This is a genomic window from Methylobacterium organophilum (assembly GCF_022179465.1).
Classification (GTDB): Bacteria; Pseudomonadota; Alphaproteobacteria; order Rhizobiales; family Beijerinckiaceae; genus Methylobacterium; species Methylobacterium organophilum.
The window spans coordinates 465,661-490,286 of sequence record NZ_BPQV01000002.1 but is presented as its reverse complement, the minus strand read 5'-3'; the positions used below and the strand labels follow the sequence as shown (position 1 = coordinate 490,286).

Genomic DNA, 24,626 nt, shown 5'->3' with positions numbered 1-24,626 from the left:
CCGTCCGGACAACCGCTCCGGAACTTCCCGCCCGCCTATCCTCTTGGCCGAACGGTCAGAGCTGCCTTTGCAGCCGGCCGGCTTGGCCCGGCATGCGCGCGGCAATGACGGAAACGCATGGCGCCCGCGACTCATCTCGCCCTGATCAACGTCTTCATCGGCGACATCCAGGGTGGATTGGGGCCCTTTCTCGGGACTTGGCTCGCGCAGCTCGGCGATTGGAGCCCTTCTCGGGTCGGATTGGTCACCATGCTCTCCGGCATCGGGGCGCTGCTCCTCAGCGGCCCGTTCGGAGCGCTGGTCGACAGGCTCGGGCGGCCGCGCCTCCTCATCATCGTCGCCTGCGTCGCGATTCTTGCGGGAACGTTGTTGCTTCTCCCCGCCCGGGGCTTTGCGGCCGTGTTCGCCGCGCAGATGATCGCGGCGGCGGGAGGCACGCTGCTTTTGCCGGCCGTCACGGCGCTCACCCTCGGCATGGTCGGCAAGGACGCCTTTCCCCGGCAGCAGGGTCGCAATCAGGCTTTCAACCATCTCGGCATCCTTGCTGCGGCCGCGGCCGTCGGGCTCGGGACCGTTCGCCTCGGACCTTCCATCGCATTCTGGGTGCTCGGCGCGATGGCCGTCGCGGCGATCCTTGCCACGATCGCGACGCCGGCTCGCTGCTGGAACAAGCGTAGGGCAGTGGGTTGGAAGGAGGAGGACCAGCAGGATCCCGAGCGCTCCTCGATCCTCAGTGTCTTGGCGAACCGCCGCCTGCTCGTGCTGGCGATCGCCCTTGCTCTGTTCCAGCTCGGCAATGGGGGTATGCTGTCCCTCCTCGGGCAGAAGCTCGTGGCGACGGGCTTCAGTGCCACGGGCTGGACGGCAGCTTATGTGATGATTGCTCAGGGGGTGATGATCCCGGTCGCTTATTTCGCGGGCTCGCTCGCGGATCGGCGTGGGCGGCGTCAGCTCCTGATCGCCGCCTGCTTCGCCTTGCCCCTGCGGGCGGCTCTCTCCGCCTTCATCGACGATCCGGCTTGGCTCATCGCCGCCGAGGTGCTGGACGGCGTCGCCTCCGGCATCATCGGCGTGGCGGTACCGGTCGTGGTGGCCGACCTGACCTGGGGGTCGGGACGTACGCAGACCGCTTTCGGTTCGATCAACGCCGTGCAGGGTGTCGGTGGCGCTGTCTCTGCGGGGTTCGGCGGCCTGGTTCAGGCGTGGTTCGGTTGGGAAGCCGCCTTCCTCGCCCTCGGGGTGGCGGGTGTCGCAGCTTTGGTGCTGGTGTTCTGGCTCAGCGCGACGACGGAAGAGAGTGCGCGGGAGCGTCGCCGGGCACGGCGTCGGGCAGGTGCGGAGCAGCGGGCGTGACCTGTGCGAACCCGGTGAATCCCGAGGGCGCTTGCCGCCCGCCGCGCGCCTGCGATAGAGCCGAACGACGTTGCCCCCTGTTCTGAAAGCCTGAAATGGCCAAGGCCGAGACCCTGAAAGCCCGCCTCCCGCGTGGTTTTGTCGACCGCGGTGCGGCGGAGATCGCCGCCCAGGGCCGCATGCTGGAGACGATCCGCGCGACCTTCGAGCTCTACGGGTTCGAGGCGCTGGAGACGCCCTTCATCGAGTACACGGAGTCGCTCGGAAAATTCCTGCCCGACCTCGACCGTCCAAACGAGGGAGTCTTCTCGTTCCAGGACGACGACGAATCCTGGTTATCGCTGCGGTACGACCTTACGGCGCCACTCGCCCGGCATGTCGCGGAGCATTTCGATGTGATCCCGAAGCCCTATCGCAGCTTCCGCGCGGGCTACGTGTTCCGCAACGAGAAGCCGGGGCCGGGCCGCTTCCGTCAGTTCATGCAGTTCGACGCGGACATCGTGGGTGCCGGTTCCGTGGCTGCGGATGCGGAAGTCTGCATGTTGATGGCCGATACCCTCGACCGTCTCGGCCTCGCCGGCCAGTACGTGGTGCGGGTTAATAATCGGAAGGTTTTGGATGGGGTGATGGAGGCCTGTGGCCTCTCCGGAGCCGACAAGGCGGGTCAACGGCTTACGGTGTTACGCGCCATCGACAAGCTCGACCGTCTCGGCCCGGATGGCGTGAGGCTTCTCCTTGGCGCCGGCCGCAAGGACGAGAGCGGCGACTTCACCAAGGGCGCCGGCTTGGCCGAGGACGCGATCGAGCGCATCCTCGCCTATGTCGCCTTCCAGGCCTCGCCCACCCAGGACGGCGACCGCATGGCTTTCTGGGAGAGCTTCTTCGGCGCCTGGCACGACGTGGTCGGCAGCTCCGAGACCGGTCGCGAGGGCATCGCCGAGCTGCATGCGATCCTGCGCCTCTGCGCGGCTGCCGGCTACGGGCCCGACCGGGTCCGTGCCGATCCGAGCGTGGTGCGCGGCCTCGAATACTATACCGGTCCCGTCTACGAGGCGGAGTTGACCTTCCCCGTGACCAACGAGGAGGGACAGGTGGTACGCTTCGGCTCCGTAGCAGGCGGCGGCCGTTACGATGGCCTCGTCGGCCGCTTCCGGTCCGAGCCCGTGCCAGCAACCGGCTTCTCCATCGGCGTCTCCCGCCTGTTCTCGGCGCTGCAGCTCGTGAAGAGCCCGTTGCTCGCTGGCGCTGCCAAGGCCGGCCCTGTGGTCGTGCTGGTCCTGGATCGGGAGAATATCGCCGAGTATCAGGCCCTGGTCGCGGCTTTGCGTGCGGCCGGCATCCGCTCGGAGCTCTATCTCGGCGCCTCGGGCATGAAAGCACAGATGAAATATGCCGACCGTCGCGGGGCGCCAGTGGCGATCATCCAGGGCTCGAACGAGCGCGAGGCCGGCGAGGTCCAGATCAAGGACCTGATCGAGGGCGCCAAGGCGGCCGAGTCCATCGCCAGCAACGCCGAGTGGAAGGCTGCCCGGCCGGCGCAGTTCTCCGTGCCAGTGGCCGAGATGGTCGATCGCGTCCGCGAAGTGCTCGGGCTGCATTTCGGCTGAGCCGCGGCGCTAACCGGCCGTTTACCATGCTGCGCCATCGTCCGGCTCTGTCTGCGGAGAGGGCGATGGCTCGGTGGCGTGGCCTCGCGGCCTTCCTCTGTCTCGGCGCGGCCGGTCTCCCGGCCTCGGCCGCGGATCTGTACGAGCCTTATCCCGCCCCTCCCCCTTCGGCGCGTTTCTTCCCCCGCAGCGACGGGGACGGGGTGGTGACGGGTGTGCCGGCAGGGCCGCAGAGGGTGGTCGGCTGCGCGCCGCGGCGTGCGCCCGTGCCCACCGACGCGCCGGACGATCCGAGCTACGTCGGCTCGCCCTACGGCCTCGGCAAGCCGAGCTATTACGGCTTCAGGCCGCCCCTTGGCCGCGACGATCCCTTCGGCCGGCCGCTACGCTACTGCCCCTGACCTTTCCGCTCTGGCGCGGGATCCCGACATGCGGCTTCTCCCGTGGCGCTATCGGCGGGATCCGCTATGAGGCGGCCGAGAGGCGTGCTGGCGAAGGTCGTGTTGCGATGTCGGATCAATCCCTCCTCCGGGTCGGGAGCATCGAGGCCCTGCGGGAGGCCACCGGCCGCTGGCGGGCGGCCGGCGAGACAATCGTGCTGGTGCCGACCATGGGGGCCCTGCATGCCGGCCATCTGAGCCTCGTCGAGGAGGCGAAACGGGTCGGGCAGCGCGTCGTCGTGAGCATCTTCGTGAACCCGACCCAGTTTGGGCCGAACGAGGATTTCTCGCGCTATCCGCGGGTGCTCGAGGCCGATCTCGCCCTGCTTCGGGAGGCGCAGGCCGATCTCGCTTGGCTGCCCGGCGTCGAGATCATGTATCCGGAGGGCTTCGCGACCCGCATCGAAGTCGGCGGTCCGAGCGGGGGACTCTGCGGCGACCTGCGCCCCGGCCACTTTTCCGGCGTCGCCACCGTGGTGACGAAGCTCCTCCATCAGGTCCAGCCCGATATCGCGCTGTTCGGAGAGAAGGATTTCCAGCAGCTCAAGGTCATCCAGCGCATGGTGCACGACCTCGACATGCCCTTCGACATCCGTGGCGTACCGACCCTGCGTGAGCCGGATGGGCTCGCCCTGTCCTCCCGCAACCGCTACCTGAGCCCGGAGGAGCGCGCCAAGGCGCCGGAACTGCACCGGGTGATGGCCGATCTTGCCGGCCGCCTCGGTGCGGCCGCCGCCGCCGGCCCACTCCTGTGCGAGGGCCTGTCTGCGCTGGAGACGGCGGGTTTCCGGCCCCAATATCTTGAACTGCGCGATGCCGAGACGCTGGCGTCCGTCACGACGGCGTCACGGCCGGCGCGGCTTCTGGCGGCGGCCTATCTCGGGAACACCCGCCTCATCGATAACCTGCCGGTGACGCCCGTATGAGGGCGTCACGCGGTGACGGTACCGGTCAGGCGCCCGCCGCCTCGTCCGCAATGTAGTCGAGCCAGAGCGCATGAGCGCCGAGACTGCGGCGCAGGCCGGCATGGCGCTCGCGTTCCTCCGCCGTCAGGCGGCTGCGGGCGACGATCTGAGGCAGCGCGACAATCTCCGCCGTGGTCGCGATCTCGGCGATCGGCGGCGGCGCCTCCTCGACCGTCAGGCTGAGATGGGTCTGCTTGCCACCGAGCAGCTCGATATAGACTTCCGCCAGGATCTGCGCGTCGAGGAGCGCCCCGTGCTTGGTGCGGCGGGTCGTGTCGATGCCGTAGCGGTTGCAGAGCGCGTCGAGGTTGTTGGCGGCGCCCGGATGCTTGCGCCGGGCCATGATCAGCGTGTCGACGACCTCTTCGAGCACGATCTGTGGCGGAGCGGCAGGGCCGAGCCGCTGGTACTCGGCATTGAGGAAGCCGACGTCGAAGGCCGCGTTGTGGATCACAAGGCGGGCATCGCCGCAGAAGGCGGCGAACTTCTCGGCGACATCTGCGAAGACCGGCTTGTCGGAGAGGAAGGCATCGGACAGGCCGTGCACGGCGAAGGCGCCTTCAGAGACCGGCCGCTGCGGGTTGATGTACTCGTGGAAGGTGAGTCCCGTTTGGATGTGGTTGATCAGCTCGACGCCGCCGATCTCGATGATGCGGTCGCCGCCGCGGGCGTCGGTGCCCGTGGTCTCGGTGTCCAGAACGATCTCGCGCAGCATCTGTCTTCCGTTTCGCGGGTCTAGCCCGATCATCCCTCCGAAACAGGCCGCTGGGCAGCCCGGCCTCGGGTGAGATCCACAATGATCTCGGCCACCCGAGCTCCAGCCTCCGCGAAGCCAAGGCTCGTGTCGAGCAGGTAATCGGCCCGGGCGCGCTTCTCCCCATCGGGCATCTGCTTGGCGAGGATACGCGTGAAAGCCTCCTCCGTCATGCCGGGCCGTGCGAGCACCCGCTCGCGCTGGATTTCCGGTGGCGCTGTGACCACGAGGACGGCGTCGCAGCGTGCCGCCGCCCCGCCCTCGAACAGGAGGGGGATGTCGAGAACGACCAGAGGCGCCTGTGCGTGGCGGGCAAGGAAGGCCCGTTCCTGTTCGGCCACGAGGGGATGAACCAGCTGTTCGAGATCGCGCATCGCCTCCGGATCGTCGAGGACGAGGGCGCGCAACTTGGCGCGGTCGACGCCGCCTGCGGCATTGAGGGTGCCGGGAAAGCGAGCGCCGATCTTGTCGACGGCCGCGCCGCCGGGAGCGTAGAGGGCGTGTACGGCGGCATCGGCATCATGTACTGGCACGCCGTGCTCGGCGAACATCGCGGCGGTGGCCGACTTGCCCATGCCGATCGAGCCGGTCAGGCCGAGGATCGTCGGGCGCCCGGCCGCGCTCATCGACGTGTCGCCGTGAGATCGGCCACGATCGTCTCGCGCAGGGCCGCGGTGACGGTGGGTCTCACGCCGAACCAGGCCGCGAAACCCGGCACCGCCTGATGCAGCAGCATGCCGAGCCCGTCGACCGTCGCGAGGCCGCGGGCACGGCCGGCGAGCAGCAGATCGGTGTCGAGGGGCGCATAGACGATATCCGACACGATGGCGTCGGGTGGGAGAGTCGACAGGTCGAGGGCGAGGGGCGGATGTCCGGTCATTCCCAGCGAGGTCGTGTTGACGAGAAGCCGGGTCGCCGCGAGCGCTTTGGGCAGATCGTCCCAGGCGATAGCCTCGATCCCCTTCTCAATCGCCGCGAGGCTCTGCGCCCGCTCCAGGGTGCGGTTGGCGACAAGAACGCAGGGTATGCCGCGCTCGCGCAGACCGACCACGATCGCCCGAGCCGCGCCCCCCGCTCCGAGAACCAGAGCCCGGTCGACGGCGTCGAGCCGTTCCGCGCCGACGCTCTGTTCGACGTGGCGCACGAATCCCTCGGCATCCGTGTTGTCACCCCTGATTCGCCCGTCCGCGTCGACGATCAGGGTATTGACCGCGCCGATCTTGTCCGCCCGTTCGGTGAGGGTATCGCAGAGCGCGAAGGCGGCCTCTTTGTGCGGGATGGTGACGTTGCCGCCGGCGAAGCCTTTCGCGGCGAGGCTTCGCACGAAGTCCGGGAAGTCGGCCGGTGCCACGTCGATGCGTTCGTAGGTGCCGTCGATACCCAGCTCGGCGAGCCAGTGGCCGTGAATCAGCGGCGAGCGGGAATGGGCGATCGGATGGCCGACCACGAAGGCTCTGCGCGTCACGTCTGTGTCCTCGAGATTCAGAAGGCCAGTGCGCCCAGGGCCCGCAGGCGTGCGAGCAGCGGGAGGAGGGGCAGGCCGAGGATGGTGCTGTGGTCGCCCTCGATGCGCGCGAACAGATGCACGCCGAGCCCTTCGAGCTGGTAGCCGCCGACGCTTCCCGTCACCGCACGCTCGCCGGCGAGGCTGACGTAGCGCGCGATGGCTTCCCCGGGGAGCGACCGCATGGTCAGGCGCGCCTCCTCGACGAAGGACTCCACCGCGCCGTCGCGAGCGACGGCGACCGCCGAGAGCAGGCGATGGGTCCGCCCTTGCAGGACCGCGATCTGGGCGCAAGCGGCCTCCGCATCCGCGGGCTTGTGGAAGACGCGGCCGCCTTCCTCCAGCACCTGGTCGGCCCCGATCACGAGGCGGCCGGGCCGCAGGGTCGCCCCGGCGCGGGCCTTCGCCTCGGCGAGACGAAGAGCGAGATCGGCGGGGGGGAGGCCCTCGGCCTCCCGTTCGATCGCGCGCTCATCGACCTGCGGCGCGACCGCCTCGGCTTCGATCCCGGCGCCGAGGAGGAGATCGCGGCGCGTGCGACTCGTCGAAGCGAGGATGATCGGCTCCCGGGCGATGCCGGTCGGTTGCTCGGTCACGATGGGCTTCCGGTCAGGTCGAGATGAACTTGAGGCGATGCTCGCGATAAAGGTCGAGGATCGCCGCCGCCGTTTCCTCGATGGAGCGCCGGGTCACATCGATCGTCGGCCAATTGTACTTGGCACAGAGCCGGCGGGAGGCGGCGACTTCGCTCGCCACGGAATCGCGGTCGACATACATCGAGCTGTCATCCGCCTTGAGGCTGAGGAGCCGGTTCTGGCGGATCTGTACGATGCGCTCCGGCGAGGCGATCAGCCCGACGATGAGGGGCTTGCGCGCGTTCTCCAGGGCCGGCGGGATCGGCATGGAGGGCACCAGCGGAATGTTGGCGGTCTTGAGCCCGCGATTCGCCAAGTAGATCGACGTCGGCGTCTTCGAGGTGCGGCTGACGCCGATCAGGACCACATCCGCCTCGTCGATGTCGATGGGCAGGTTTCCGTCGTCATGGGCGAGGGTGAAATTCATCGCGTCGATGCGCTTGAAGTACTCCGCGTTCAGCATGTGCTGGGCGCCCGGCCGCTCCGTGGAGCTGGCGCCGAGATAGGAGCGCAGCAGGGAATGTACCGGCTCCAGCACGTTGAGCGTCGGCGAGTTCGCCTCCCGGCAGGCGGATTCGAGCTGCTCGCTCAGCTCGTGGCCGATCAGGGTGTAGAGTACGAGGCCCGGGGCCGCGCGGATCTCCGAGATGACGCGGGCGAGCTGCGTGCCCGTGCGCACCAGTGGGTAGACGTGCTCGATCGCCGAGACGCCCTCGTACTGCGCGGCGGCGGCCCGGCCGACATTGATCAGCGTCTCGCCGGTCGAATCCGAGACGAGATGCAGGTGGAAATAGCTGCGTGTCGTCATCCGGATCTTTCGTCAGTTCCGCTTCCGGCCGGCAGGTGGCACGCTTCTGCTTTTCGACGGATCCCGCCTCTCTCGCAAGCGCCGCGCCTCACGCCGGAATCGTGCCTTCCGGCAGTCCTGCCACGTGGTGGGCGATGGCGCCCGGGGTCGTGATCCAGATCGCGTCCCGATGGGCGGCGATTCGCGTCAGAGCCCGCCGCAGCGGGCCGAGCCTGTGGGGCTGCCCCACGATGTAGGGATGGAGCGCGATGCCCATGACGAGAGGTGCCGCCTTGGCGGCGATGAGCATCTCCGCGAAGGCCTCTTCGATCGCCTCGGCGAAGGCGCGGCCCGTCTCCTTGCGCGCGACGATGGCCGGAATGTCGTTCAATTCCTGGGGATAGGGCACCGACAGGATCCGGCCACCATCGCGCGTTGCGAACCAGACTGGCTGGTCGTCATGGGCCCAGTCGAGCAGGTAGGTGTAGCCGGCCTCCTTCAGGAGGTCGGGCGTGACCCGGGACTGGGAGATCCAGGGACCGAGCCAGCCCGCGGGCGCCCTGCCCTCCTGCGTCGCGATCGTCGCGGTTGCCTCCGTGATCAGCGCCTGCTCGGCCGCCTCGTCGCGGTCCCCCTGGCGCTCGGCATTGGTGCGGCCGTGCCCGACGATCTCGTGGCCGAGTGCGGCGCCGCGCACCCGCACCGCTTCCATCAGGCCCGGGCAATCCGCGTAGAGATCGCTGTTGGCGAGGATGGCGACGGGCAGGGACAGGCTGTCGAACAGGTCGAGTAGGCGATAAGCGCCGACTCGGTTGCCCCAATCGCGCCACGCATAGTTCAGCACGTCCGGCTGCGGGCCGCCGGGGGCGAGCTCGGCGCCGAGGCCCTCGCCGAAGGCGAAGGTCTCGAGGTTGAGGGCGATGTAGACGGCGAGGCGCTTGCCGCCGGGCCAGTCATAGACCGGCCTGTCGGGCAGGCCACTGTACTCATAGCGGCCGTGATCCGGCTTGCGACGCATCGCGGGCCTTTCGTGCTTACTGTGCGGGCTTGGTTTCGGGCGCCGGCTCGCCGCTGCCGGGGGGCAGCAGAACGTTCTTGGCGATGTTGCCCTCGGGGCCATACTCGCCGGCTACTGCCAAACAGGCCTGCTCGCGGTTGAGCCGCATCTGGTTCGACATCAGGGCGAAGATGCCCTGGACGCGGGCGCCGAAGGGCCCGCGCGGGCTCACGTCCTCGGGCCGGACATTCTGCTTGGCGAGCAGCGCCTCGAAGTCCTTCACGCCGATCCGGTAGCCGCACACATTGGCGGCGGAGAAGATGTAGGCGGCGAATTCCAGCGCCCGGGGCGACGGCGCGTTGCGGATCGGGCGCGGCTCCGAAGGGGCCGGGGTCTGCGGCGCGTCGGGCTTGGCCGCCTCCTCCGCGAAGGCGGGTAGGGACAGACCGGCGCAGAGCAACGTGGCGAGCAGCGGGCGGGTGGTCATCGGGCGGTTCCTCGTGGCCGCGGCATCTTACGAGCCGCTTAAGCCGGTTCCGGATACAGGAGGGGCCTCAACCCGCAAGGGGGCAGCTCGCCTCAGGCGGTCTTCTCGAGGGACCAGTCGATCGGGTCGAGGCCCTGCTTGTCGAGCCAGGCATTGGCCTTGGTGAAAGGACGCGATCCGGGGAAGTCCCGGGCCCGGTTGAGGGGTGAGGGGTGGCCGCTCTCGATCACGAGGTGGCGGCCGGTGTCGATCAGCACCTTGCGAGCCCGCGCCTGCGCCCCCCAGAGCAGGAAGGCCGTTCGTCCCGGGCGGGCCGAGACAGCGGCCACGGCCTCGTCGGCGAGCCGCGCCCAGCCGTAGCGCAGATGCGCCCCGGCAGCCCCCTTCTCGACAGTGAGCGCGGAGTTGAGGAGCAGCACGCCCTGCTTTGCCCAGGGCGTCAGATCACCGGTGCGGAAAACAGGCTTCACGCCCTCCGGGGACGGATCGACCTCGGCTAGGATGACCTTGAGGGAAGCCGGCAGGCGGCGGGGGCCGACATAGGAGAAGGCGAGCCCGTTGGCATCTCCTGGCGTCGGATAAGGATCCTGGCCCAGGATCACCACCTTCACCTGGTCGAGGGGCGTGAGGGTGAGCGCGCGGAAGATGTTCTCAGGGGCCGGTAGAACCTGCGCCCCCGTCGCGACCCGGTCGTCGACCTTCCGCGCCACCGCTTCCGCTGAGCCGTCGCGGAAGAAGGGGAGCGCCAGCCAGGGTGAGCCGGTAGCCCGGAAGGCGGAAAGGGCAGCGGCGACCGGAGCAGGCATCAGCGTAGAAGAATCCGTCCTTCCTCGACCGTGACGGGCGAGCGCTCGCGCAGATAGGTCATCACCGCATCGGCGAGAAGCGTGCCGTCGGTGGGGCCGATCAGCACCCGACCCTCGGCCAGCATGCCGTAGCCGTTGCCGCCATCCAGCATGAAGTTATTGGCGGCGACCCGGTAGCGCTTCTCGTCCTGCAGCGGCACGCCGCCGACGAGGGCCGAGACGAGTCGATTGCCCGGTGGCGAGGTCGGGTCGAGAGTGACCTGGAGGCCGGAGATCTGGAGGAAGCGGCCCGAGGTTCGACCGAGATCGGCATAGCCGTGCTCGATCGCGGCCCGCAGCACGTTGCCGGTGATCTCGACCAGCACCGTGGTGTTGCCGAAGGGCAGTTCGGTCAGCACATCCCGGCGGGTCAGCACCGTGCCGGACGGATAGAGCCGATCACCGCGGATACCGCCGCCGTTCATCAGGCCGATCTCGGCCCCGGTCCGAGCGCGCACCGCGTCGGCGACGAGGTCAGCAAAACTCGATTCCCTGGCGCGCACCGTCGCCACCCGGCTGTCGAGGGGGACCGCCGTCATCGCAATCGGCACGTCGAGCTCCTTCGAGAGCTCGCCCTCGTAGCGGCGTACCAGTGCTTCCGTCTCTGGGTCGGGGACGGTCTGCGCGGTGTCGTGGATGCGGAAGCCCGCGCGCCAGGACAGCTTGCCCTTGCCGTCACGCGTCACCGTGACATCGACCGCGGTGACAAAGAGGGCATCGTGGCTCGATTCGACCACGATCCCCTGCCCGTCATCGTGCAGGTAAAGATCGTGGTCGTGGCCCGAGAGCAGGATGTCGACCACGCGCCCGCGCAGGATCGCATCGTCCACCGGTCGCGCCGTATGGCAGACGCCGACCACGATCTCGGCACCCTCGGCGCGGACGGCCGCCGCCTCCCGCGCCAGCGTCTCGATTTCGGGGCCGAAGCGCAGGTCGCCCGATTGCGACTTCTGCGGTGTCGATTGCAGGGCAATGCCGACGAGGCCGACCTTCACGCCGCCGAGTTCGAACAGGGTTCGGTCGCGGCCGCCGGGGAGCTTCTGGCCCTCCGCATCGCGCAGGTTCGCGGCGAACCAGGGGAACCGCGCCTGCGCCATGCGCTCGGAAAAGTTCTTCGGCCCGAAATCGAATTCATGATTGCCCGGCACGAACACGTCCGGCGGCGCGAGGTTGTGGAGAGCGACGATGTGCGCGCCCTTGTCGAAGCCCGACATCAACGAGGGCGAAAGGCAATCGCCCGCGTGGCAGTAGAGTATGGGCACGCCGCGGGCCCGTTCAGCCTTCACCACGGCGTTGAGCCGAGCGAAGCCGCCACGGCCCTCGACCGCGCTCATCAGGTAGATGTCGTTGACGAGGAGCAGGCTGAAGGTTGGCCGCGCACTCTCCTGAGCCTGGGCCGGGCCGCTCTGCACGGCGAGGCCCGAGGCGAGACCGGCACCGATGAGGTCGCGGCGGTTGAGGGACGAGGCCATGCTGGTGCTCTCGCCGCCTTCCGTGACGGGCTGACGACGCAGGCGCCCTGCCTAGCGCCGTGCCAGACCGTCGCGCACGGCCTTGGCGTTCCGCCGCAGGGCTGGCCAGATCCAGGCACCGGAGGCGAGATAGATGCCGGGATTCATCGGGCGAAGCTCGGAAACGAGCCTGTCCGCGAGACCCGGATTGGTCAGGCGCACCGGCGGCGCATCGGTCTTGCGGTAGACGACCGTGGTGTCCTCCCGCTGATAGTCCGTATGCGGCACCAGACCGGCGCGGCGCGCCATCAGGTCGAAGGTCTCGCGCACGAAACCGTGCACATGGGCGAAATGGAACCGCTCATGCGGCGGTTTGCCGGTGGCGGCCATGTTGGGCACCGCCGCATAGATGATGCCGTCGGGCTTCAGCCAGCGGGCGAGGCGTTCCATCACGTCCGCCGGGTTGCGCAGGTGCTCGAAGACGTGATGCGAGGAGATCACGTCGAAATGCCCATCGGGGAAGCGGCCTTCCCCCGCATCGTCCAGCACCTCGACGCCGTGCTGCGCGCGCGCGAAATTCGCGTAGTCGCGACCCGGTTCGACGCCGATCGCCTCGACCCCGCGACTGCGGGCCGCAGCCAGGAATTCGCCGGAGCCCGAGCCGAAATCGAGCAGGCGAGCCCCCGGCACGAGCTTGGGCGCCAGCAGGTCCGCGCGGAACGCTGCCTCCCGGGCCGAGCGGTTGAGGTGATGGCGCGGCGGGCCGCCGGCGAAGGCGAGCTGGTAATCGGCCCGGTAGGCGGTCGCATAATACTCCGACAGCTCGTCCGGGGTCGGCATCGGATCGGTGCGGATCAGTCCGCAATCGGTGCAGGCGACCGATTTGAGCACTTTCAGCCGGCGATCGGTCTCGGCGACGGTGACCGAATGCGGCGAGCCGCATAGATTGCAGGCCGTGGGCGAGCCCGTGTAGGGGTACCCCGTGAATGGCACGAAGTGCTTCAGGAAATACCGGGGAGACGGCATGTCGCGCTGACCTTCGGGATCTTCGCTGGCAAGCCGCGTCCTCTAGATCGAACTCAGCCCGCGCACAACCGGACCGCTGCCCCATGAGCGCTGCGACCGATCCTGGCGCGGGTGCCGAAGCCCCGACCGGAAGCCCGATGAACGAACGTGTGGAACTCGACGTGCTGAAAACCGCCCGTCCGGTGGCGGCTAGCCCCCTCCCCTCCGACCATCCGGTCGTGCGCAGCGGCCGCGTCGGGGTGCTGCTGATGAATCTCGGTACGCCCGAGGGCACGACCTACTGGCCGATGCGGCGCTATCTCAAGGAGTTCCTGTCCGACCGCCGGGTCATCGAGGTGCCGCGGCTGATCTGGTGGCCGCTCCTCAACCTCGTCATTCTCAGCAAGCGCCCGGGGCCGAAGGGCCGCGATTATGCCAGCATCTGGAACAACGAGCTCGACGAGGGCCCGCTCAAGACCATCACTCGCGGTCAGCGCGACAAGCTGCAGGCGGCGATGGGCGATGCGGTCGTGGTCGACTGGGCGATGCGCTACGGCAAGCCCGAGGTTTCGCTCCGTATCCAGGCCCTGCTCGACCAGGGCTGTGACCGCATCCTGCTGGTGCCGCTCTATCCGCAATATGCCGCGGCGACGTCGGCGACTGCCTGCGATCAGGCCTTCAAGGCGCTGATGCAGATGCGCTGGCAGCCCACCGTCCGCGTCTCGCCCCCCTATCACGACGATCCCGTCTACATCCGGGCCATGGCCGACTCGATTCGCGACGGTTTGGCCAAGCTCGATTTCGAGCCGGAGGTGATCCTCACCTCGTTCCACGGCGTGCCGAAGAGCTACCTGCTCAAGGGTGATCCCTATCACTGCCAGTGCCGCAAGACCGGGCGCCTGATCCGGGAAGCGCTCGGCTTCAGCCCGGAGAAGATGCAGGTCACCTTCCAGTCCCGTTTTGGCAACGAGGAATGGCTGAAACCCTATACGGATGAGACGGTGCAGGCGCTCGCCAAATCCGGCGTGAAGCGCATGGCGATCGTCGCGCCGGGGTTCTCCGCCGATTGCCTCGAGACCCTCGAAGAGCTCGACGGCGAGAACCGCCACTATTTCGAGGAGAATGGCGGCGAACGCTTCGCCTATATCCCCTGTCTCAATGACACGGACCTCGGCATGCGTGTGATCGAACACATCGTGCGCAAGGAGCTGCAGGGCTGGATCTGAGGTAGGAGGCGGCGGAGCGTTCCACCGGACAGGACATCAGACCTTCGGTCGTGGCTTATCGCCCGGCGTGTGCGCCGCGCTGGCATTCGGCTGCGGAGAATCGGTCGGTTCGTGGGTCGTCGTCGGCGTGGTGCTGTCCTCCGGCGCAGGCATCGGGGGCAATGGCGTCGTGTTGGCCTTTACGGTGGCCGACGGCTTCACCATCGAGCGGTTGGTCATGTGAGCATCCCGGGTTGGCGATTTTGGCCGCGCAAGCGCCCCTATCCAGACCCGTCAACGCTCCGCCGCTGCCGGGAGTTCGGGAGGCCGCCCGTTACGGCCAAGGAACCATCGATATTGCTGAAGGTTGTCACCGGTGTGAGAAAAAGCCGAGGAGGCGCAGATGGCAACTGGGAATTCAACCTCCAAGCGAGGTTTCGCCTCGATGAATATTGAAAGGCAACGCGAAATCGCGAGCAAGGGCGGTCGCTCCGTGCCGGCCGAGAAGCGCTCTTTCTCGCAGGATCGCGAACTCGCCTCGACGGCCGGGCGCAAGGGTGGCCAGTCGACCGGCCGTGCCGGCGACGCCTGAGCCTCCCGTTCCGGGGCTCGTCGCCGGAAAGGTTTTGACCTTGACGGTTCCGGGCGGGCGCTCCCAGGGCGGGGGCGCCTGCTCCGTTATGCCTGGGTCTCGGCATCCTCCCGCGCATAGCCGCGCCAGAGGAGGATCAGCCGCTCGAACTCGGCGATGGCTTCGGGCGGAAGGCGTCCGAAGGTGCGGCGCACGTAACCCTCTTGCACGGCCATGCCGCGCCGGGCGAGATCGGCGCCATGGGCGGTGAGATGGAGGGCATGGGAGCGCCGGTCGCCCGGGATTGGATGCCGCTCCACCAGCCCTGCATCGACGAGCCTGTCGATCAGACCTGAGACGTTCCCCTTCGTGACGTAGAGACGCGCGGCGAGATCCTGTTGGGTGAGGCCCTGCTGCTCGGTGAGAGTCGAGAGCACGTCGAACTGGGGGATCGATAATCCCACTTCGCGCAACTCCCCTGCGACCGCGACGGTGACGCGTCGGTTGAGACGGAGGAAGCGGAACCAGACCCGCATCAGTTGCGCGTCGGGTGCAGGGTTCTGGCGCGAAGGAGAAATCGGCATCACGCGCCAGGATATAGCAGACCGCAGGTTTTTGATCCCTTGCTCATTCGCTTGGCGCTGGACGCTCCTGCCCTGTAAGGCTTGAGCCGTCGTTTCCGGTTGCCTTGGCCTCGGGCGCGCGTTTGAAAGTGGTCTCCTCACATGCCTGTCCTGTCATGCGCCGCCTGCTGATCGAGGAGCCCGTTACCCGCGCCGGCCATTACGCGCGCAATCTGTCCGTGTTTGCCCTGCTGGTCTGCGTCATCGCCGTGCTCGTCGTGCGTGCGCCGGGGACGGAGACGGGGCCCGCCCTCGCCACGCTCGCGGGCGGTCTCCTCGTCGCGGTGCTCGCCCTCGTCCTGGCAGGTTTCGCTTTTCTGAGGGTCTGGCGCGAGGGCGCGCGCGGTCTCGGTGCGGCTCTGGTCGGGGTGGCGATCGCCTGCGTGGTGCTGGCCTATCCGGCCTATGCCGCCCTGCGTGGTCTGCGTCTGCCGGCGATCGCGGATGTCAGCACCGATACGGACAACGCTCCGGCCTTCTCCCGTTCCCGTGCCGCCTTCGCCGCCCGTGGCGGCCGGTTTCCGTTGGATCCGGGCCCTGAGGCGCGTCAGGCCCAAAAGGCCGCGTATCCGCAGATCGCGCCGCTCACCCTCGACGTGGATCCCGACGAGGCCTTCACCCTGGCTCGCACCGCGGCGGTCAATCGCAAGTGGCGGATCGTCGAGGCCCTGCGCCCGGGCGGCCGGGTCGGCAACGGGCGCATCGATGCTATCGCCTATAGCCGCGTCCTGAACCTGCCCGCGGACGTCACGATCCGCATCCATCCGCGGGCGGATGGGGCGCGCATCGACGTGCGCTCGGCCTCCCGGTTCGGAAGCCGCGACCTCGGCGACAATGCCGACCGGATCCGCACTTATCTCGATGAGATCGCCAATCTCGCGATCGCGCTGAAATAGTCTTCAGGCCGGCGCGAAGCGAGCGTGCAGGGTCGGCGGCCCGTCCGCCTGGACGAGGCCGCGTTCCACCATGTCCTCCAAATGGGCGAAGACCGAGAGGGCCGCTGCCCCCCGCAGGGCCGGCCTCAAGCCCTGATAGACGGCCGCGACGATCGCACCGATCTCCCGGTCGCCGGCCGCGAGCCGCGCACGGATCGCGGCCTCGCGCTGGCGGCGATGGGCGGCAAGCCCTCTCACGAAGCGGCGCGGGTCGCGCACCGGGCCGCCATGGCCGGGCCAGAACACCGTCTCGGTCCTGTCCCGGAGGCGTTCGAGGGAGGCCATGTAGGCGCGCATGGAGCCGTCCGGAGGCGCCACGACGGTGGTCGACCAGGCCATGACATGATCGCCCGAGAACAAGGCGTTCTCCTCCGGGAAGGCGAAGGCGAGATGGTTCATGGTGTGCCCCGGCGTTTCCAGGGCGATGAGCGTCCAGCCCGGCCCTGACACCGCCTCGCCCTCCCTGAGGGCGCGGTCGGGCTGGTGCTGGCGATCCGCGCTGGCGTCCAGCGCCGGAAGTTCCCCTTCGGCGAGACCACGGGCAGCGCGATGGGGGCCGCATCCGACGATCGGGGCGCCGGTGCGGGCCTGCAGCAGCCGTGCACCGGGGGAATGGTCACGATGGGTGTGGGTGACGACGATCGCGTCCACCGTTTCGCCGGCTAGGACTTCCAGCAACGCGTCCACATGCATCGGATCCTCCGGTCCCGGATCGATCACGGCGACGCGCCCCTGGCCTACGATGTAGCTGCATGTGCCGCTCGCGGTGAACGGGCCGGCATTCGTGCAGATTCGTCGCCGCACGAGCGGCGTCAGTTGTTCAAGCCGGCCATTGGCCGGCAGGGAGGGATCGAGGGCGGGGTTGTCCTGGCCGCTCGCGGAGGAAAGCGTCATCGTGGCTCCGGAGGCCATTGTCGGCGGCCCGACCGGTGGCGCCGCGCCTCTTTCCTGCCCTACGACAGGCCCATCAGATCCTCAAACCCGGGCGAGGGACTTTCGAGGACTCCGGCAAGTTCCGAAGTTCGGGGTAGCCCTTGAGAAGCAGACCGATCTCTTCGTCTTCGAGCAAGGGCGGGACGCCAGACCCTTTGAGGTGTCAGAAAAAAGGCGCCGCCCGGGGGAGGACGGCGCCAACCGACGTCACGGATCAGACCGTCCGAAGGCGTCAGCGACGCATCTCGGGAGAGCGGCGAACGCGTACGGGGACGGGCTGATAGCGGGGGACCGGCTGCAGCGATTCGAGGGCGCGACCGATCTTCTCGACGACCGCCCGAATGGCGCCGCCGAAGCGGCTCTTCGCAGCTGTTCTCGGACGTGTGGTCATCGCTGCTCCCTGCTTCGGTACGATCGAACAGATGGTGACGAACCCTGCGTCCCGCTAGTCGGTTCCGGTGATGCGTCAGCATCCCGGTGGTTACGGCAGGATTTGGGCCTTTCGGACCGCCTGCCGTCGCAAATCTTCGGCATCGATCCTTAACGTCGGACCAATGCGCAGCCGGATCAAGGCTGAGGAAGTCGTGGATAGCGCCGAAAGGAGCGGAACCGGCGCTCAAACCTTGACGTTATTTGGGTCAAAGGCCGCGGCACGGGTCGCGCCACGTCTTCGAAAGGAATCGGCAAATGCTCGGTTGGGCCGTCACATTTCTCGTTGTCGCCCTCGTTGCCGCCCTGCTTGGTTTCGGCGGCATCGCCGGCACGGCGATGGAGGCTGCGAAGCTCGTCTTCTTCGTAGCGATCGTCCTGTTCGCGATCTCGGCCGTCATCGGCCTCATCCGCGGTCGCTCGTCGACACTTTGACGCGTCCGCAGGAAAAGGGCCGCGCTGCTTCTGCAGCGCGGTCAGCCCTGCTCAGCTCTCGGTCGACGCTGGCGGGGCGCTTTCGGAGTCGTCGAGGCGAGCGATCAAATCCTTGAACCTATCGGGAATCGGTTGCTCGACGACGGAATCGTAGAGAGCGCGCAGATGGATACCGATCCGCTTCTGCGTCTGCTCCTCCATCCCCCGGCTGCGCGTGCGCGGCCCCCACTGTCGGTGGCCGCCCTGCGGCGCCCCGGCATCCTCTTCGCTACTCATCCGCCCGAACATCCCTTGCGCTGCGCCCGCGGTGTACCGCGATTGTCTTGCAGCTCCATATGAGCCATGGCTTTCGCGCAAACGCCCCTGCCTGGGAAGGGTTCCGTTTGACCGGAACGGAGTCGTTCCGGCTGCGTTAGGGCGGAAGCAACGCAAGACCGGCAAAGGTCAGGGGAAGACATGTCCACAGCGCAACTCGTCGTGCAGCACCTGCCGTATCTGCGCCGCTACGCGCGCGCGCTCACCGGCAGTCAGGTCGCGGGCGACGCCTACGTGGCCGCCACGCTCGAGACGCTGGTGAACGAGCCGGAGACGCTGGGCCGCAGCAGCAACGTCAAGGCGGACCTGTTCCGCGTCTTCACGCGGATCTGGAACTCGCTCTCCGTGAACGGCCATAGCGAGCAGGTGCAGCATGATCTTCCGGCCGAGGTCCGGCTCGGGCAGATCACGCCGCTGCCACGTCAGGCCTTCCTGCTTTCCTGCCTTGAGGGATTCTCGGAGGAGGACGCCGCGATCATCCTCGAGGTGGATGTCGCGCAGGTGCGTGAGCTCGTCGACGAGGCCGGCCGCGAACTCGCGGCCGACATGGCGACGCAGATCCTGATCATCGAGGACGAGCCGCTGATCGCCATGGATCTCGAAGCCTTGGTGGAAGGCCTCGGGCACAATGTCATCGGCGTCGCCCGTACGCGCACGGAGGCGGTGAAAATCGCCTCGGAGGGCACCCGCCCGGGCCTGATCCTCGCGGACATCCAGCTCGCCGACGGTTCGTCCGGCCTCGATGCGGTGAACGATCTTCTGAAGACCTTCGAGGTCCCGGTAATCTTCATCACCGCCTATCCCGAACGCTTCCTCACCGGCGAGCGTCCGGAGCCGGCCTTCCTCATCGCCAAGCCGTTCCAGCCGGCCAACGTCTCTGCGGTGATCAGCCAAGCGCTGTTCTTCCAGCAGACGGCTCGTCGCAGAGAAGCCAAGAGCGCCTGACGCTTCGCCCTCAATTCGGCGACAGAAGCCCCGGCTCGTCCGGGGCTTTTTTAATGGGCGAGCCCAGGAACGCGCACAAAAAACGGGTCGGACGATGTCCGACCCGTGTTCAGAGGTTCCGGCCAATGCACAAGGGGAATGCGGGGAGGACCAGGTGGCCGGGTGTTTCCTCAACGAGGAGGCGCCTCCCCAGTTCCACTTTTTCCACAGAACCACTTATTTTTTCGTGGCGTGGTGCATTTTCATCACGAGACCCCGCAATGTGAGAACGGGTGAATTTTCGATCAAGTTTTTGATCGATAAGGGCTTATAGCGTCGTGCTCCAAACCGGGACAGGTGCGGAACCGTAGCGTTCAGGAGGCGTTGTCAAGTCAATCGGTCAAGCTCGTCGGAGATCGCGAAGATGCTTCGGTCAGGGTTCATCCTCGGTGTTGGCGGGCCTGCTGCGATCCTCACCCTCCTCGTTCTTCCCTCCGTCCGCGCCAGCGCGGACGCGGCCATGGCGCAGGATGTTCGTCCGGCGGCTGTGAACCGGAGCGTGGTGCAGGATCTTCCGGGCCAGCGCCCGGCTCTCCTGCCGACAAGCCCGTTGCATCTGGCCAACGCCCCGCGGCCAGAGCCGAAGGTGGCGCCCGCCCCGAGCCGTCCGGAACTGGTGCAGGAGACCCCCGCCCGTCCGAAGCGCATGACCCGCGAGGGTTGCGAGACGGCCATAAGCTCCCTTGCCGGTCCCGAGGCTCGACGCATGGTGCCTGGCCGCTGCATGGCCTGACGGCGCTCACACGCTGCCGTCGATTTTTTCGACATCCGCGGTGAGGCCCGCAGGCGACATCCGCTCCCGAGCCACCAGGCGATCGCCGGGGGAGAAGGTGCCCAGGGGAACGTCGCGATCGGGCAGCACGACGGTCGTCGTCTTGTTCAGGTGCACCAGCACGTAGCGCTGCAGGGGGAGCGAGGCCGCGGCCCATTTGCGCAACTGCCCATAATAGGGCTCGCGTCGCCAAGCATTGGCCTGCCCCGGATCGACCTGCACGTTCAGGAATCGTGTTACCGGATCGAGGCTGAGAACCATCTTGGCCCGATCCGGCTTCCATTCCGGCCCAAGCCAGCTCTCGGTCATCCAGAGGCAGTGAAAGGCGCGACAATGGCCCGGTCGGGCCTCGTGGATGCCACAGCCCTTTCCGGGCCGGGTGTGGCGGCACCATTGCCCGGCGAGGCTCTGCACGTCGGGCACGTCGTAGACCTTGCAGCAGAGCGTGCAGGCGCCGCAGGCCCGGCCGGGGGCCGGCGTGGCGACGATGGTGGCGGGGTCGAGCATCGCGTTCGGGGTGGGGGCTGCCTTCGTCGACCGGGTTCCTGACGCCGCTTCAGGTCGTTAGTGTGGCCGCACCCTCAGAACGATCCGCCGAGCGCCATGCTGTCGAACCTCGCCACCCGCGACGTCGAAACCCTGATCCATCCCTACACGAATCTCGCGGCCTTCCGGGAAGCGGGTCCGCTGGTTCTGGAGCGGGGCGAAGGTGTTTGGGTCTATGACGTCCAGGGCCGTCCCTATCTCGAAGGAATGTCGGGGCTCTGGTGCGCGGCCCTCGGCTTCTCGAATGCCGAATTGGTGGAGGCGGCTCGCGAGCAGATGGCCCGCCTGCCCTTCGCGCATCTTTTCTCCGGCCGCAGTCACGACCCGGCGATCGAGCTTGCCGAGACCCTGAAGGGCCTGATGCCGGTCCCGACCTCGAAGATCCTGTTCACTTCGTCGGGCTCGGAGGCGAACGACACCCAGATCAAGCTCGCCTGGTACATGAACAACGCCCTCGGGCGTCCGGCCAAGAAGAAGATCATCGCCCGGCTGAAGGGCTATCACGGCGTCACCGTCGCCACGGCGTCCCTGACCGGCTTGCCTGGCAACCATGCCGATTTCGACCTGCCGTTGCCGGGCTTCCTGCACACGGCCTGCCCGCATCCCTATCGCGGCGCGCGACCCGATGAGGACGAGGCGGCCTTCGCGGACCGTCTTGCGGAGGAACTCGAAACCCTGATCCTCCGGGAGGGACCGGAGACGGTCGCCGCCTTCATCGCGGAGCCGGTGATGGGCGCCGGGGGCGTGATCCTGCCGCCCGCGACCTATTTCGAGAAGATCCAGGCGGTGCTCGACCGCTACGACGTGCGGCTGATCGCCGATGAGGTGATCTGCGGCTTCGGGCGGCTCGGCACCTGGTTCGGCTCCGAGGCGCTGGGCATGCGCCCGCACACGCTCTCCTTCGCCAAGGCCGTCACCTCGGGCTACCTGCCTCTGGGCGGTCTCTCCATCGATGCTCCGCTCTACGAGGCCATGCTGGACGAGAGCCGCAAGCTCGGCGGCTTCGGGCACGGCTTTACCTATTCCGGCCATCCCGTCGCTTGCGCGGTGGCCAACCGCGCCCTGGCGATCTACCGGCGCGACAGCATTGTCGAGGGCGCGGCGGAAAAGGCGCCGCATTTCCAGGCGCGCCTCGAATCGCTGCGCGAGCATCCTCTCGTTGGCGAGGCGAAGGGGCTCGGCCTGATCGGCGGCATCGAGCTTGTCGCCGACAAGACGAGCCGTGCGCAGTACTTGCCGAGTGCCACCGTCGCCGCGCGCTGCGTCGCTTTCGCCCAGGACGAGGGTCTGATCCTGCGCGCCTTCCCCGGCGATCGGCTGGCGGTCTGCCCGCCGCTGATCATCACCCGGGAAGAGATCGATGCTCTGTTCGAGCGCCTGCTGCGGGCGCTTGATCGCACTGCAGCATGGATTGTGGAGACGGGCGTCGAGAAGATGCAGGCTGCCTGAAATCTTGAATGCAGTCTATTCAATCGAGCGTACTGCCTACGCGACAGGCTTGCGTGAATGTCAGGCAGAGGTGTGGCTTTAAGCTTCCGTTCATCTCATTTGCCGGCCAATGAGCAGGCTGCAGATCCGGCGTTTGCCCGGATCGGGCCGCAATGGCGCCCGAACGCCGTCGCGATCACGGACCAGGATCGAGAGCCAAGGCCGAACACGGCCGCTCCAAGAACGGACAGGACGAAGACCATGGACTCCTCCAGCCGGAACCCGGAAGCGTCGCTGAAGACGCAGCCGCAGGGTGCGGCCACGAACGGCCATGAGCGTTTCCGGCCGGTAGCGCTCCCGGCGCTCGCCGCCGCGATGCGCAGCGTGGCGCAGACAGCCGAGGCCGCTCGTGCCAAGGCTGCGGCCCGCTTCGCGAAGCGGATGGTGCACGAGGACGAGCCGGCTCTCTGAGCCACCCTCAGGTGCTGCTTCTCCCGAGCCGCCGACAGGTTCTCGGCGGCCTCTCGGCGAGCCTGCTCGCCGGAGGATCGACAGCGTGCTACGCCTTCTGTGTCGAGCCGCGCTTCCGGCTCGTCACCACGGCCTATGCCTTGACCCCGCCCGGCTGGACACCGGGCCTCCATCTGCGGATCGCCGTGATCGCGGACATTCATGTCTGCGAACCCTGGATGCCGCTCGCCCGCGTCGAGGAGATCGTGGCGGCGGCGAACGCGCTGTCCCCGGACCTGATCCTGCTCCTCGGCGATTATCCCGCAAGCCGCACGGTGACGTGGCGGCGCGTGCCGCTCACCGATTTTGCGAAGCTCGCCGCCGGCTTGCGGGCGCCGTTAGGCGTACATGCCATTCTGGGCAACCACGATTGGTGGGACGACGAAGCGGCGATGCGCGCCCGCAAGGGACCCGTCGAATCACGCCGGTTGCTGGAGGCCCAGGGCATCCCGGTGATGGAGAACGACGCCATCCGCCTCGTGAAGGACGGCCATGCTTTCTGGCTCGCCGGGCTCGCCGACCAGGAGCCGTTCCTGCCGGTCGGGAGCCGCCGCAGCCTCGCCGATCTTCCCGGCACTCTGGCTAAGGTGAGCGATGCGGCGCCGGTGATCCTGATGGCGCACGAGCCCGACATCTTCCTGCATATGCCCGAGCGGGTCGCCCTCACCCTGGCGGGCCATACCCATGGCGGACAGATCCGGATCTTCGGGACCTCGCCGATGCTGATCGGGACGCCGCGCGAGCGCTATGCCTATGGCCATGTCGTCGAAGGTCGACGCCATCTGATCGTTTCGGGCGGCCTCGGCGTGAGCAAGGTCGCCGTCCGTTTCGGCGTGCCGCCGGAAATCGTGCTGGTCGAACTGGGGACGCCCGCCACGGTTTGACCCGTCCTGCCGGCCATGGTTCGGTCGCCGCCGGGATTCGCGTGCGATGGAGCTTTTGGGAGGCAGGTCGGATGCCCTTTCTGCTGTTGGTGATCGCGGTGCTGGGCGGCGTGCTGTTCTGGGTCCTTCGGGTCCATGGCACGGTGAAGGGGCTGCAGGAGGTCGACCGGGACACCAAGGGCCTGCAGCGCCGTGCCCGATCCGCCTTGCAGGACCTGATCGGGACGCCGCTCGCTCGCGTCCGCGACGTGCGCCTCGCCGCGACCATTCTGATGATCCAGATCGTGCGCACCGGCAGCCCGGTCACGGCCGCCGAGAAGACGCAGATCTTCGCCTTCCTGGAGACTCCGCTGCAGGTGGAGAACGCCCCGGCCCTGTTCGAACGGGCCTGGACCTACACGCAGGAGCGTCGCCCGTTCTCCCTCGTCGCGGACGAACTGCTGCCGCTGCTGAGGGACGCTCTGACGCCGGAAGAGCGGCTGGAGCTCGTCGCGATGTTGACCAAGGTCGCGGGTGCCCATTCGAGCCCGAGCGAGTTGCAGCGCGAGGCTGTCGCACGGCTCAAGCGGCGGCTTCTGGCGGACCGCCCCGCCCTCGCGGCGAGCCGGTCGGGCGACTTCGCCTGACGAGCAACGGCCGGCGTCGAAACGCCTCAGCGTTCGAGGGGACGGCGCCGGGCGACGGCGCTATAGTTCCTGGTATGCGCGCCGTCTTCCTCCTCCCGGTCTTCCTTTTCGCCGCACCGGCCATGGCCGACGAATGCGGGGACCTGATCGACAAGGTCGCAGCCGAAGCCAAGGCCGAGGTCGGCAACCGCACGGCGGATTTCGCCAATTTCCAGGCCGGCCCCGACATGACGCTGACCCTGTCCTGCGGGGGCATCCATCCCTCTTCTGTCGGGGCGCAGCACCGAGGCGAGACGCCGCCGGATCCCTATTACGCGCTGTTCGCGCGAGCCGGGCACGCGGTCACCGGCATCGCTCCCGATATTCTCGAGGCGGCGGCGCGGAGTGCCCGCGATGCGGCGACCCGGACCCGTCACAGCAACGTTTCGGCGGGCGGCGCGCTCGTCACCTGTTCGCTGATGAAATCGGAGAAGGGGCCGCTCACCCTCTGTGCCGTGATCGAGCAGGCGGATCGCAGCTAGGGCGCCTTCCGACGAAGCGGAGACCGTTTCGTCGAAAGACGGCGCGATGTCACGAGAGCAGCCGGCCGAATGCCATCGG

At 67.9% G+C, this 24,626-nt stretch carries 29 protein-coding genes; 14 read left to right on the top strand and 15 right to left on the bottom strand.

Features of this window, described 5'->3' with window-relative positions; all coding sequences use genetic code 11:
* The first annotated feature begins 117 nt into the window (after positions 1–117).
* The 4 genes from MFF21_RS04975 (at position 118) to panC (ending at position 4,326) form a co-directional block, all read left to right on the top strand.
* Entirely contained in the window at positions 118–1,353 is a 1,236-nt protein-coding gene (locus MFF21_RS04975; RefSeq protein ID WP_238310090.1) for an MFS transporter, read from the top strand.
* 95 nt (positions 1,354–1,448) lie between these two features.
* Entirely contained in the window at positions 1,449–2,960 is a 1,512-nt protein-coding gene (hisS, locus tag MFF21_RS04970; protein WP_238310089.1) for a histidine--tRNA ligase, read from the top strand.
* A 65-nt stretch (positions 2,961–3,025) separates the two neighbouring features.
* The gene (locus MFF21_RS04965; RefSeq protein WP_238310088.1) at positions 3,026–3,361 is read left to right on the top strand and encodes a hypothetical protein; all 336 of its coding nucleotides are present in this window, start codon (positions 3,026–3,028) and stop codon (positions 3,359–3,361) included.
* 107 nt (positions 3,362–3,468) lie between these two features.
* On the top strand, positions 3,469–4,326 hold the full coding sequence (gene panC, locus MFF21_RS04960) for a pantoate--beta-alanine ligase (RefSeq protein ID WP_238310087.1): 858 nt from the start codon (positions 3,469–3,471) through the stop codon (positions 4,324–4,326).
* Between the two features lie 25 nt (positions 4,327–4,351).
* On the opposite strand, the gene dnaQ is transcribed toward panC, so the two are convergent.
* The 10 genes from dnaQ to MFF21_RS04910 form a co-directional block, all read right to left on the bottom strand.
* Positions 4,352–5,080 carry a DNA polymerase III subunit epsilon gene (gene dnaQ, locus MFF21_RS04955; RefSeq protein ID WP_238310086.1) on the bottom strand — a complete coding sequence of 243 codons (729 nt, stop codon included), beginning with the start codon at positions 5,078–5,080 and terminating at the stop codon, positions 4,352–4,354.
* Positions 5,081–5,109: 29 nt separating this feature from the next.
* A complete protein-coding gene (gene coaE, locus MFF21_RS04950) occupies positions 5,110–5,745 on the bottom strand; it encodes a dephospho-CoA kinase (protein ID WP_238310085.1) in 636 nt (211 codons plus the stop codon).
* Positions 5,742–6,584, bottom strand: coding sequence for a shikimate dehydrogenase (locus MFF21_RS04945; RefSeq protein ID WP_238310084.1), 843 nt, complete (start codon positions 6,582–6,584; stop codon positions 5,742–5,744). The genes coaE and MFF21_RS04945 overlap by 4 nt, the downstream gene beginning before the upstream one ends.
* 17 nt (positions 6,585–6,601) lie before the next feature.
* Positions 6,602–7,219 carry a Maf family protein gene (locus MFF21_RS04940; protein ID WP_238310083.1) on the bottom strand — a complete coding sequence of 206 codons (618 nt, stop codon included), beginning with the start codon at positions 7,217–7,219 and terminating at the stop codon, positions 6,602–6,604.
* A gap of 13 nt (positions 7,220–7,232) precedes the next feature.
* Positions 7,233–8,066, bottom strand: a complete 834-nt coding sequence (locus MFF21_RS04935; protein WP_238310082.1) for a pyruvate, water dikinase regulatory protein — start codon at positions 8,064–8,066, stop codon at positions 7,233–7,235.
* 88 nt (positions 8,067–8,154) lie between these two features.
* Positions 8,155–9,063: a polysaccharide deacetylase family protein gene (locus tag MFF21_RS04930; protein ID WP_238310081.1), complete on the bottom strand. Its 909-nt coding sequence runs from the start codon at positions 9,061–9,063 to the stop codon at positions 8,155–8,157.
* A 16-nt stretch (positions 9,064–9,079) separates the two neighbouring features.
* A complete protein-coding gene (locus MFF21_RS04925; protein ID WP_238310080.1) occupies positions 9,080–9,529 on the bottom strand; it encodes a hypothetical protein in 450 nt (149 codons plus the stop codon).
* A gap of 92 nt (positions 9,530–9,621) precedes the next feature.
* Positions 9,622–10,335 carry a uracil-DNA glycosylase gene (locus MFF21_RS04920; protein WP_238310079.1) on the bottom strand — a complete coding sequence of 238 codons (714 nt, stop codon included), beginning with the start codon at positions 10,333–10,335 and terminating at the stop codon, positions 9,622–9,624.
* A complete protein-coding gene (locus MFF21_RS04915) occupies positions 10,335–11,846 on the bottom strand; it encodes a bifunctional metallophosphatase/5'-nucleotidase (RefSeq protein WP_238310078.1) in 1,512 nt (503 codons plus the stop codon). Before MFF21_RS04915 ends, MFF21_RS04920 begins: the two co-directional genes overlap by 1 nt.
* Positions 11,847–11,897: 51 nt before the next feature.
* The gene (locus tag MFF21_RS04910) at positions 11,898–12,851 is read right to left on the bottom strand and encodes a class I SAM-dependent methyltransferase (protein ID WP_238310077.1); all 954 of its coding nucleotides are present in this window, start codon (positions 12,849–12,851) and stop codon (positions 11,898–11,900) included.
* A 137-nt stretch (positions 12,852–12,988) separates the two neighbouring features.
* Here MFF21_RS04910 and hemH point away from each other — a divergent pair, with 137 nt between their 5' ends.
* The gene (gene hemH, locus MFF21_RS04905; RefSeq protein ID WP_238310076.1) at positions 12,989–14,056 is read left to right on the top strand and encodes a ferrochelatase; all 1,068 of its coding nucleotides are present in this window, start codon (positions 12,989–12,991) and stop codon (positions 14,054–14,056) included.
* 36 nt (positions 14,057–14,092) lie between these two features.
* On the opposite strand, the gene MFF21_RS04900 is transcribed toward hemH, so the two are convergent.
* A complete protein-coding gene (locus MFF21_RS04900) occupies positions 14,093–14,275 on the bottom strand; it encodes a hypothetical protein (protein ID WP_238310075.1) in 183 nt (60 codons plus the stop codon).
* A gap of 163 nt (positions 14,276–14,438) precedes the next feature.
* Between MFF21_RS04900 and MFF21_RS04895 the strand changes: the two genes are divergently transcribed.
* Positions 14,439–14,627 (top strand): con-10 family general stress protein, encoded by a 189-nt coding sequence (locus MFF21_RS04895; RefSeq protein ID WP_238310074.1) that lies wholly within the window; start codon positions 14,439–14,441, stop codon positions 14,625–14,627.
* Positions 14,628–14,713: 86 nt separating this feature from the next.
* On the opposite strand, the gene MFF21_RS04890 is transcribed toward MFF21_RS04895, so the two are convergent.
* Entirely contained in the window at positions 14,714–15,142 is a 429-nt protein-coding gene (locus tag MFF21_RS04890; RefSeq protein WP_238310073.1) for a MarR family winged helix-turn-helix transcriptional regulator, read from the bottom strand.
* Positions 15,143–15,345: 203 nt separating this feature from the next.
* Here MFF21_RS04890 and MFF21_RS04885 point away from each other — a divergent pair, with 203 nt between their 5' ends.
* Entirely contained in the window at positions 15,346–16,125 is a 780-nt protein-coding gene (locus MFF21_RS04885; RefSeq protein WP_238310072.1) for a DUF1499 domain-containing protein, read from the top strand.
* Between the two features lie 3 nt (positions 16,126–16,128).
* Here the strand turns inward: MFF21_RS04885 and MFF21_RS04880 are convergent, their stop codons facing one another.
* Positions 16,129–17,058 carry an MBL fold metallo-hydrolase gene (locus tag MFF21_RS04880; RefSeq protein WP_238310071.1) on the bottom strand — a complete coding sequence of 310 codons (930 nt, stop codon included), beginning with the start codon at positions 17,056–17,058 and terminating at the stop codon, positions 16,129–16,131.
* A gap of 726 nt (positions 17,059–17,784) precedes the next feature.
* Here MFF21_RS04880 and MFF21_RS04875 point away from each other — a divergent pair.
* Positions 17,785–17,961 carry a DUF1328 domain-containing protein gene (locus MFF21_RS04875; RefSeq protein ID WP_238310070.1) on the top strand — a complete coding sequence of 59 codons (177 nt, stop codon included), beginning with the start codon at positions 17,785–17,787 and terminating at the stop codon, positions 17,959–17,961.
* Positions 17,962–18,012: 51 nt separating this feature from the next.
* Here MFF21_RS04875 and MFF21_RS04870 read toward each other — a convergent pair whose 3' ends face one another.
* Positions 18,013–18,237 (bottom strand): NepR family anti-sigma factor, encoded by a 225-nt coding sequence (locus MFF21_RS04870; protein WP_238310069.1) that lies wholly within the window; start codon positions 18,235–18,237, stop codon positions 18,013–18,015.
* Between the two features lie 180 nt (positions 18,238–18,417).
* Here MFF21_RS04870 and MFF21_RS04865 point away from each other — a divergent pair, with 180 nt between their 5' ends.
* The gene (locus tag MFF21_RS04865; RefSeq protein WP_238310068.1) at positions 18,418–19,221 is read left to right on the top strand and encodes a response regulator; all 804 of its coding nucleotides are present in this window, start codon (positions 18,418–18,420) and stop codon (positions 19,219–19,221) included.
* 778 nt (positions 19,222–19,999) lie between these two features.
* On the opposite strand, the gene MFF21_RS04860 is transcribed toward MFF21_RS04865, so the two are convergent.
* Complete coding sequence (locus MFF21_RS04860) at positions 20,000–20,539, bottom strand: hypothetical protein (RefSeq protein WP_238310067.1); 540 nt, start codon at positions 20,537–20,539, stop codon at positions 20,000–20,002.
* A 96-nt stretch (positions 20,540–20,635) separates the two neighbouring features.
* Here MFF21_RS04860 and MFF21_RS04855 point away from each other — a divergent pair, with 96 nt between their 5' ends.
* From MFF21_RS04855 to MFF21_RS04835, 5 genes are all read left to right on the top strand, one after another.
* On the top strand, positions 20,636–22,027 hold the full coding sequence (locus MFF21_RS04855) for an aminotransferase (protein WP_238310066.1): 1,392 nt from the start codon (positions 20,636–20,638) through the stop codon (positions 22,025–22,027).
* Positions 22,028–22,267: 240 nt separating this feature from the next.
* Complete coding sequence (locus MFF21_RS04850; protein ID WP_238310065.1) at positions 22,268–22,477, top strand: hypothetical protein; 210 nt, start codon at positions 22,268–22,270, stop codon at positions 22,475–22,477.
* 11 nt (positions 22,478–22,488) lie between these two features.
* Positions 22,489–23,400, top strand: a complete 912-nt coding sequence (locus MFF21_RS04845; protein WP_238310064.1) for a metallophosphoesterase — start codon at positions 22,489–22,491, stop codon at positions 23,398–23,400.
* 71 nt (positions 23,401–23,471) lie between these two features.
* Positions 23,472–24,026 carry a TerB family tellurite resistance protein gene (locus MFF21_RS04840; protein WP_238310063.1) on the top strand — a complete coding sequence of 185 codons (555 nt, stop codon included), beginning with the start codon at positions 23,472–23,474 and terminating at the stop codon, positions 24,024–24,026.
* A gap of 74 nt (positions 24,027–24,100) precedes the next feature.
* Positions 24,101–24,547 carry a hypothetical protein gene (locus tag MFF21_RS04835; protein WP_238310062.1) on the top strand — a complete coding sequence of 149 codons (447 nt, stop codon included), beginning with the start codon at positions 24,101–24,103 and terminating at the stop codon, positions 24,545–24,547.
* Positions 24,548–24,626: the final 79 nt, after the last annotated feature.

What these genes read in the sequence shown, in the direction of transcription:
- MFF21_RS04885 (WP_238310072.1), top strand. Translation starts at nt 15,346, where the DNA reads ATGCGCCGCCTGCTGATCGAGGAGCCCGTTACCCGCGCCGGCCATTAC.
- MFF21_RS04915 (WP_238310078.1), bottom strand. Translation starts at nt 11,846, where the DNA reads ATGGCCTCGTCCCTCAACCGCCGCGACCTCATCGGTGCCGGTCTCGCC.
- hisS (WP_238310089.1), top strand. Translation starts at nt 1,449, where the DNA reads ATGGCCAAGGCCGAGACCCTGAAAGCCCGCCTCCCGCGTGGTTTTGTC.
- MFF21_RS04850 (WP_238310065.1), top strand. Translation starts at nt 22,268, where the DNA reads ATGGACTCCTCCAGCCGGAACCCGGAAGCGTCGCTGAAGACGCAGCCG.
- MFF21_RS04855 (WP_238310066.1), top strand. Translation starts at nt 20,636, where the DNA reads ATGCTGTCGAACCTCGCCACCCGCGACGTCGAAACCCTGATCCATCCC.
- MFF21_RS04900 (WP_238310075.1), bottom strand. Translation starts at nt 14,275, where the DNA reads ATGACCAACCGCTCGATGGTGAAGCCGTCGGCCACCGTAAAGGCCAAC.
- dnaQ (WP_238310086.1), bottom strand. Translation starts at nt 5,080, where the DNA reads ATGCTGCGCGAGATCGTTCTGGACACCGAGACCACGGGCACCGACGCC.
- MFF21_RS04875 (WP_238310070.1), top strand. Translation starts at nt 17,785, where the DNA reads ATGCTCGGTTGGGCCGTCACATTTCTCGTTGTCGCCCTCGTTGCCGCC.
- MFF21_RS04880 (WP_238310071.1), bottom strand. Translation starts at nt 17,058, where the DNA reads ATGACGCTTTCCTCCGCGAGCGGCCAGGACAACCCCGCCCTCGATCCC.
- MFF21_RS04965 (WP_238310088.1), top strand. Translation starts at nt 3,026, where the DNA reads ATGGCTCGGTGGCGTGGCCTCGCGGCCTTCCTCTGTCTCGGCGCGGCC.
- MFF21_RS04840 (WP_238310063.1), top strand. Translation starts at nt 23,472, where the DNA reads ATGCCCTTTCTGCTGTTGGTGATCGCGGTGCTGGGCGGCGTGCTGTTC.
- MFF21_RS04935 (WP_238310082.1), bottom strand. Translation starts at nt 8,066, where the DNA reads ATGACGACACGCAGCTATTTCCACCTGCATCTCGTCTCGGATTCGACC.
- coaE (WP_238310085.1), bottom strand. Translation starts at nt 5,745, where the DNA reads ATGAGCGCGGCCGGGCGCCCGACGATCCTCGGCCTGACCGGCTCGATC.
- MFF21_RS04975 (WP_238310090.1), top strand. Translation starts at nt 118, where the DNA reads ATGGCGCCCGCGACTCATCTCGCCCTGATCAACGTCTTCATCGGCGAC.
- MFF21_RS04860 (WP_238310067.1), bottom strand. Translation starts at nt 20,539, where the DNA reads ATGCTCGACCCCGCCACCATCGTCGCCACGCCGGCCCCCGGCCGGGCC.
- MFF21_RS04835 (WP_238310062.1), top strand. Translation starts at nt 24,101, where the DNA reads ATGCGCGCCGTCTTCCTCCTCCCGGTCTTCCTTTTCGCCGCACCGGCC.
- MFF21_RS04890 (WP_238310073.1), bottom strand. Translation starts at nt 15,142, where the DNA reads ATGCGGGTCTGGTTCCGCTTCCTCCGTCTCAACCGACGCGTCACCGTC.
- MFF21_RS04925 (WP_238310080.1), bottom strand. Translation starts at nt 9,529, where the DNA reads ATGACCACCCGCCCGCTGCTCGCCACGTTGCTCTGCGCCGGTCTGTCC.
- MFF21_RS04910 (WP_238310077.1), bottom strand. Translation starts at nt 12,851, where the DNA reads ATGCCGTCTCCCCGGTATTTCCTGAAGCACTTCGTGCCATTCACGGGG.
- MFF21_RS04865 (WP_238310068.1), top strand. Translation starts at nt 18,418, where the DNA reads ATGTCCACAGCGCAACTCGTCGTGCAGCACCTGCCGTATCTGCGCCGC.
- hemH (WP_238310076.1), top strand. Translation starts at nt 12,989, where the DNA reads ATGAACGAACGTGTGGAACTCGACGTGCTGAAAACCGCCCGTCCGGTG.
- MFF21_RS04930 (WP_238310081.1), bottom strand. Translation starts at nt 9,063, where the DNA reads ATGCGTCGCAAGCCGGATCACGGCCGCTATGAGTACAGTGGCCTGCCC.
- MFF21_RS04920 (WP_238310079.1), bottom strand. Translation starts at nt 10,335, where the DNA reads ATGCCTGCTCCGGTCGCCGCTGCCCTTTCCGCCTTCCGGGCTACCGGC.
- MFF21_RS04870 (WP_238310069.1), bottom strand. Translation starts at nt 18,237, where the DNA reads ATGAGTAGCGAAGAGGATGCCGGGGCGCCGCAGGGCGGCCACCGACAG.
- panC (WP_238310087.1), top strand. Translation starts at nt 3,469, where the DNA reads ATGTCGGATCAATCCCTCCTCCGGGTCGGGAGCATCGAGGCCCTGCGG.
- MFF21_RS04895 (WP_238310074.1), top strand. Translation starts at nt 14,439, where the DNA reads ATGGCAACTGGGAATTCAACCTCCAAGCGAGGTTTCGCCTCGATGAAT.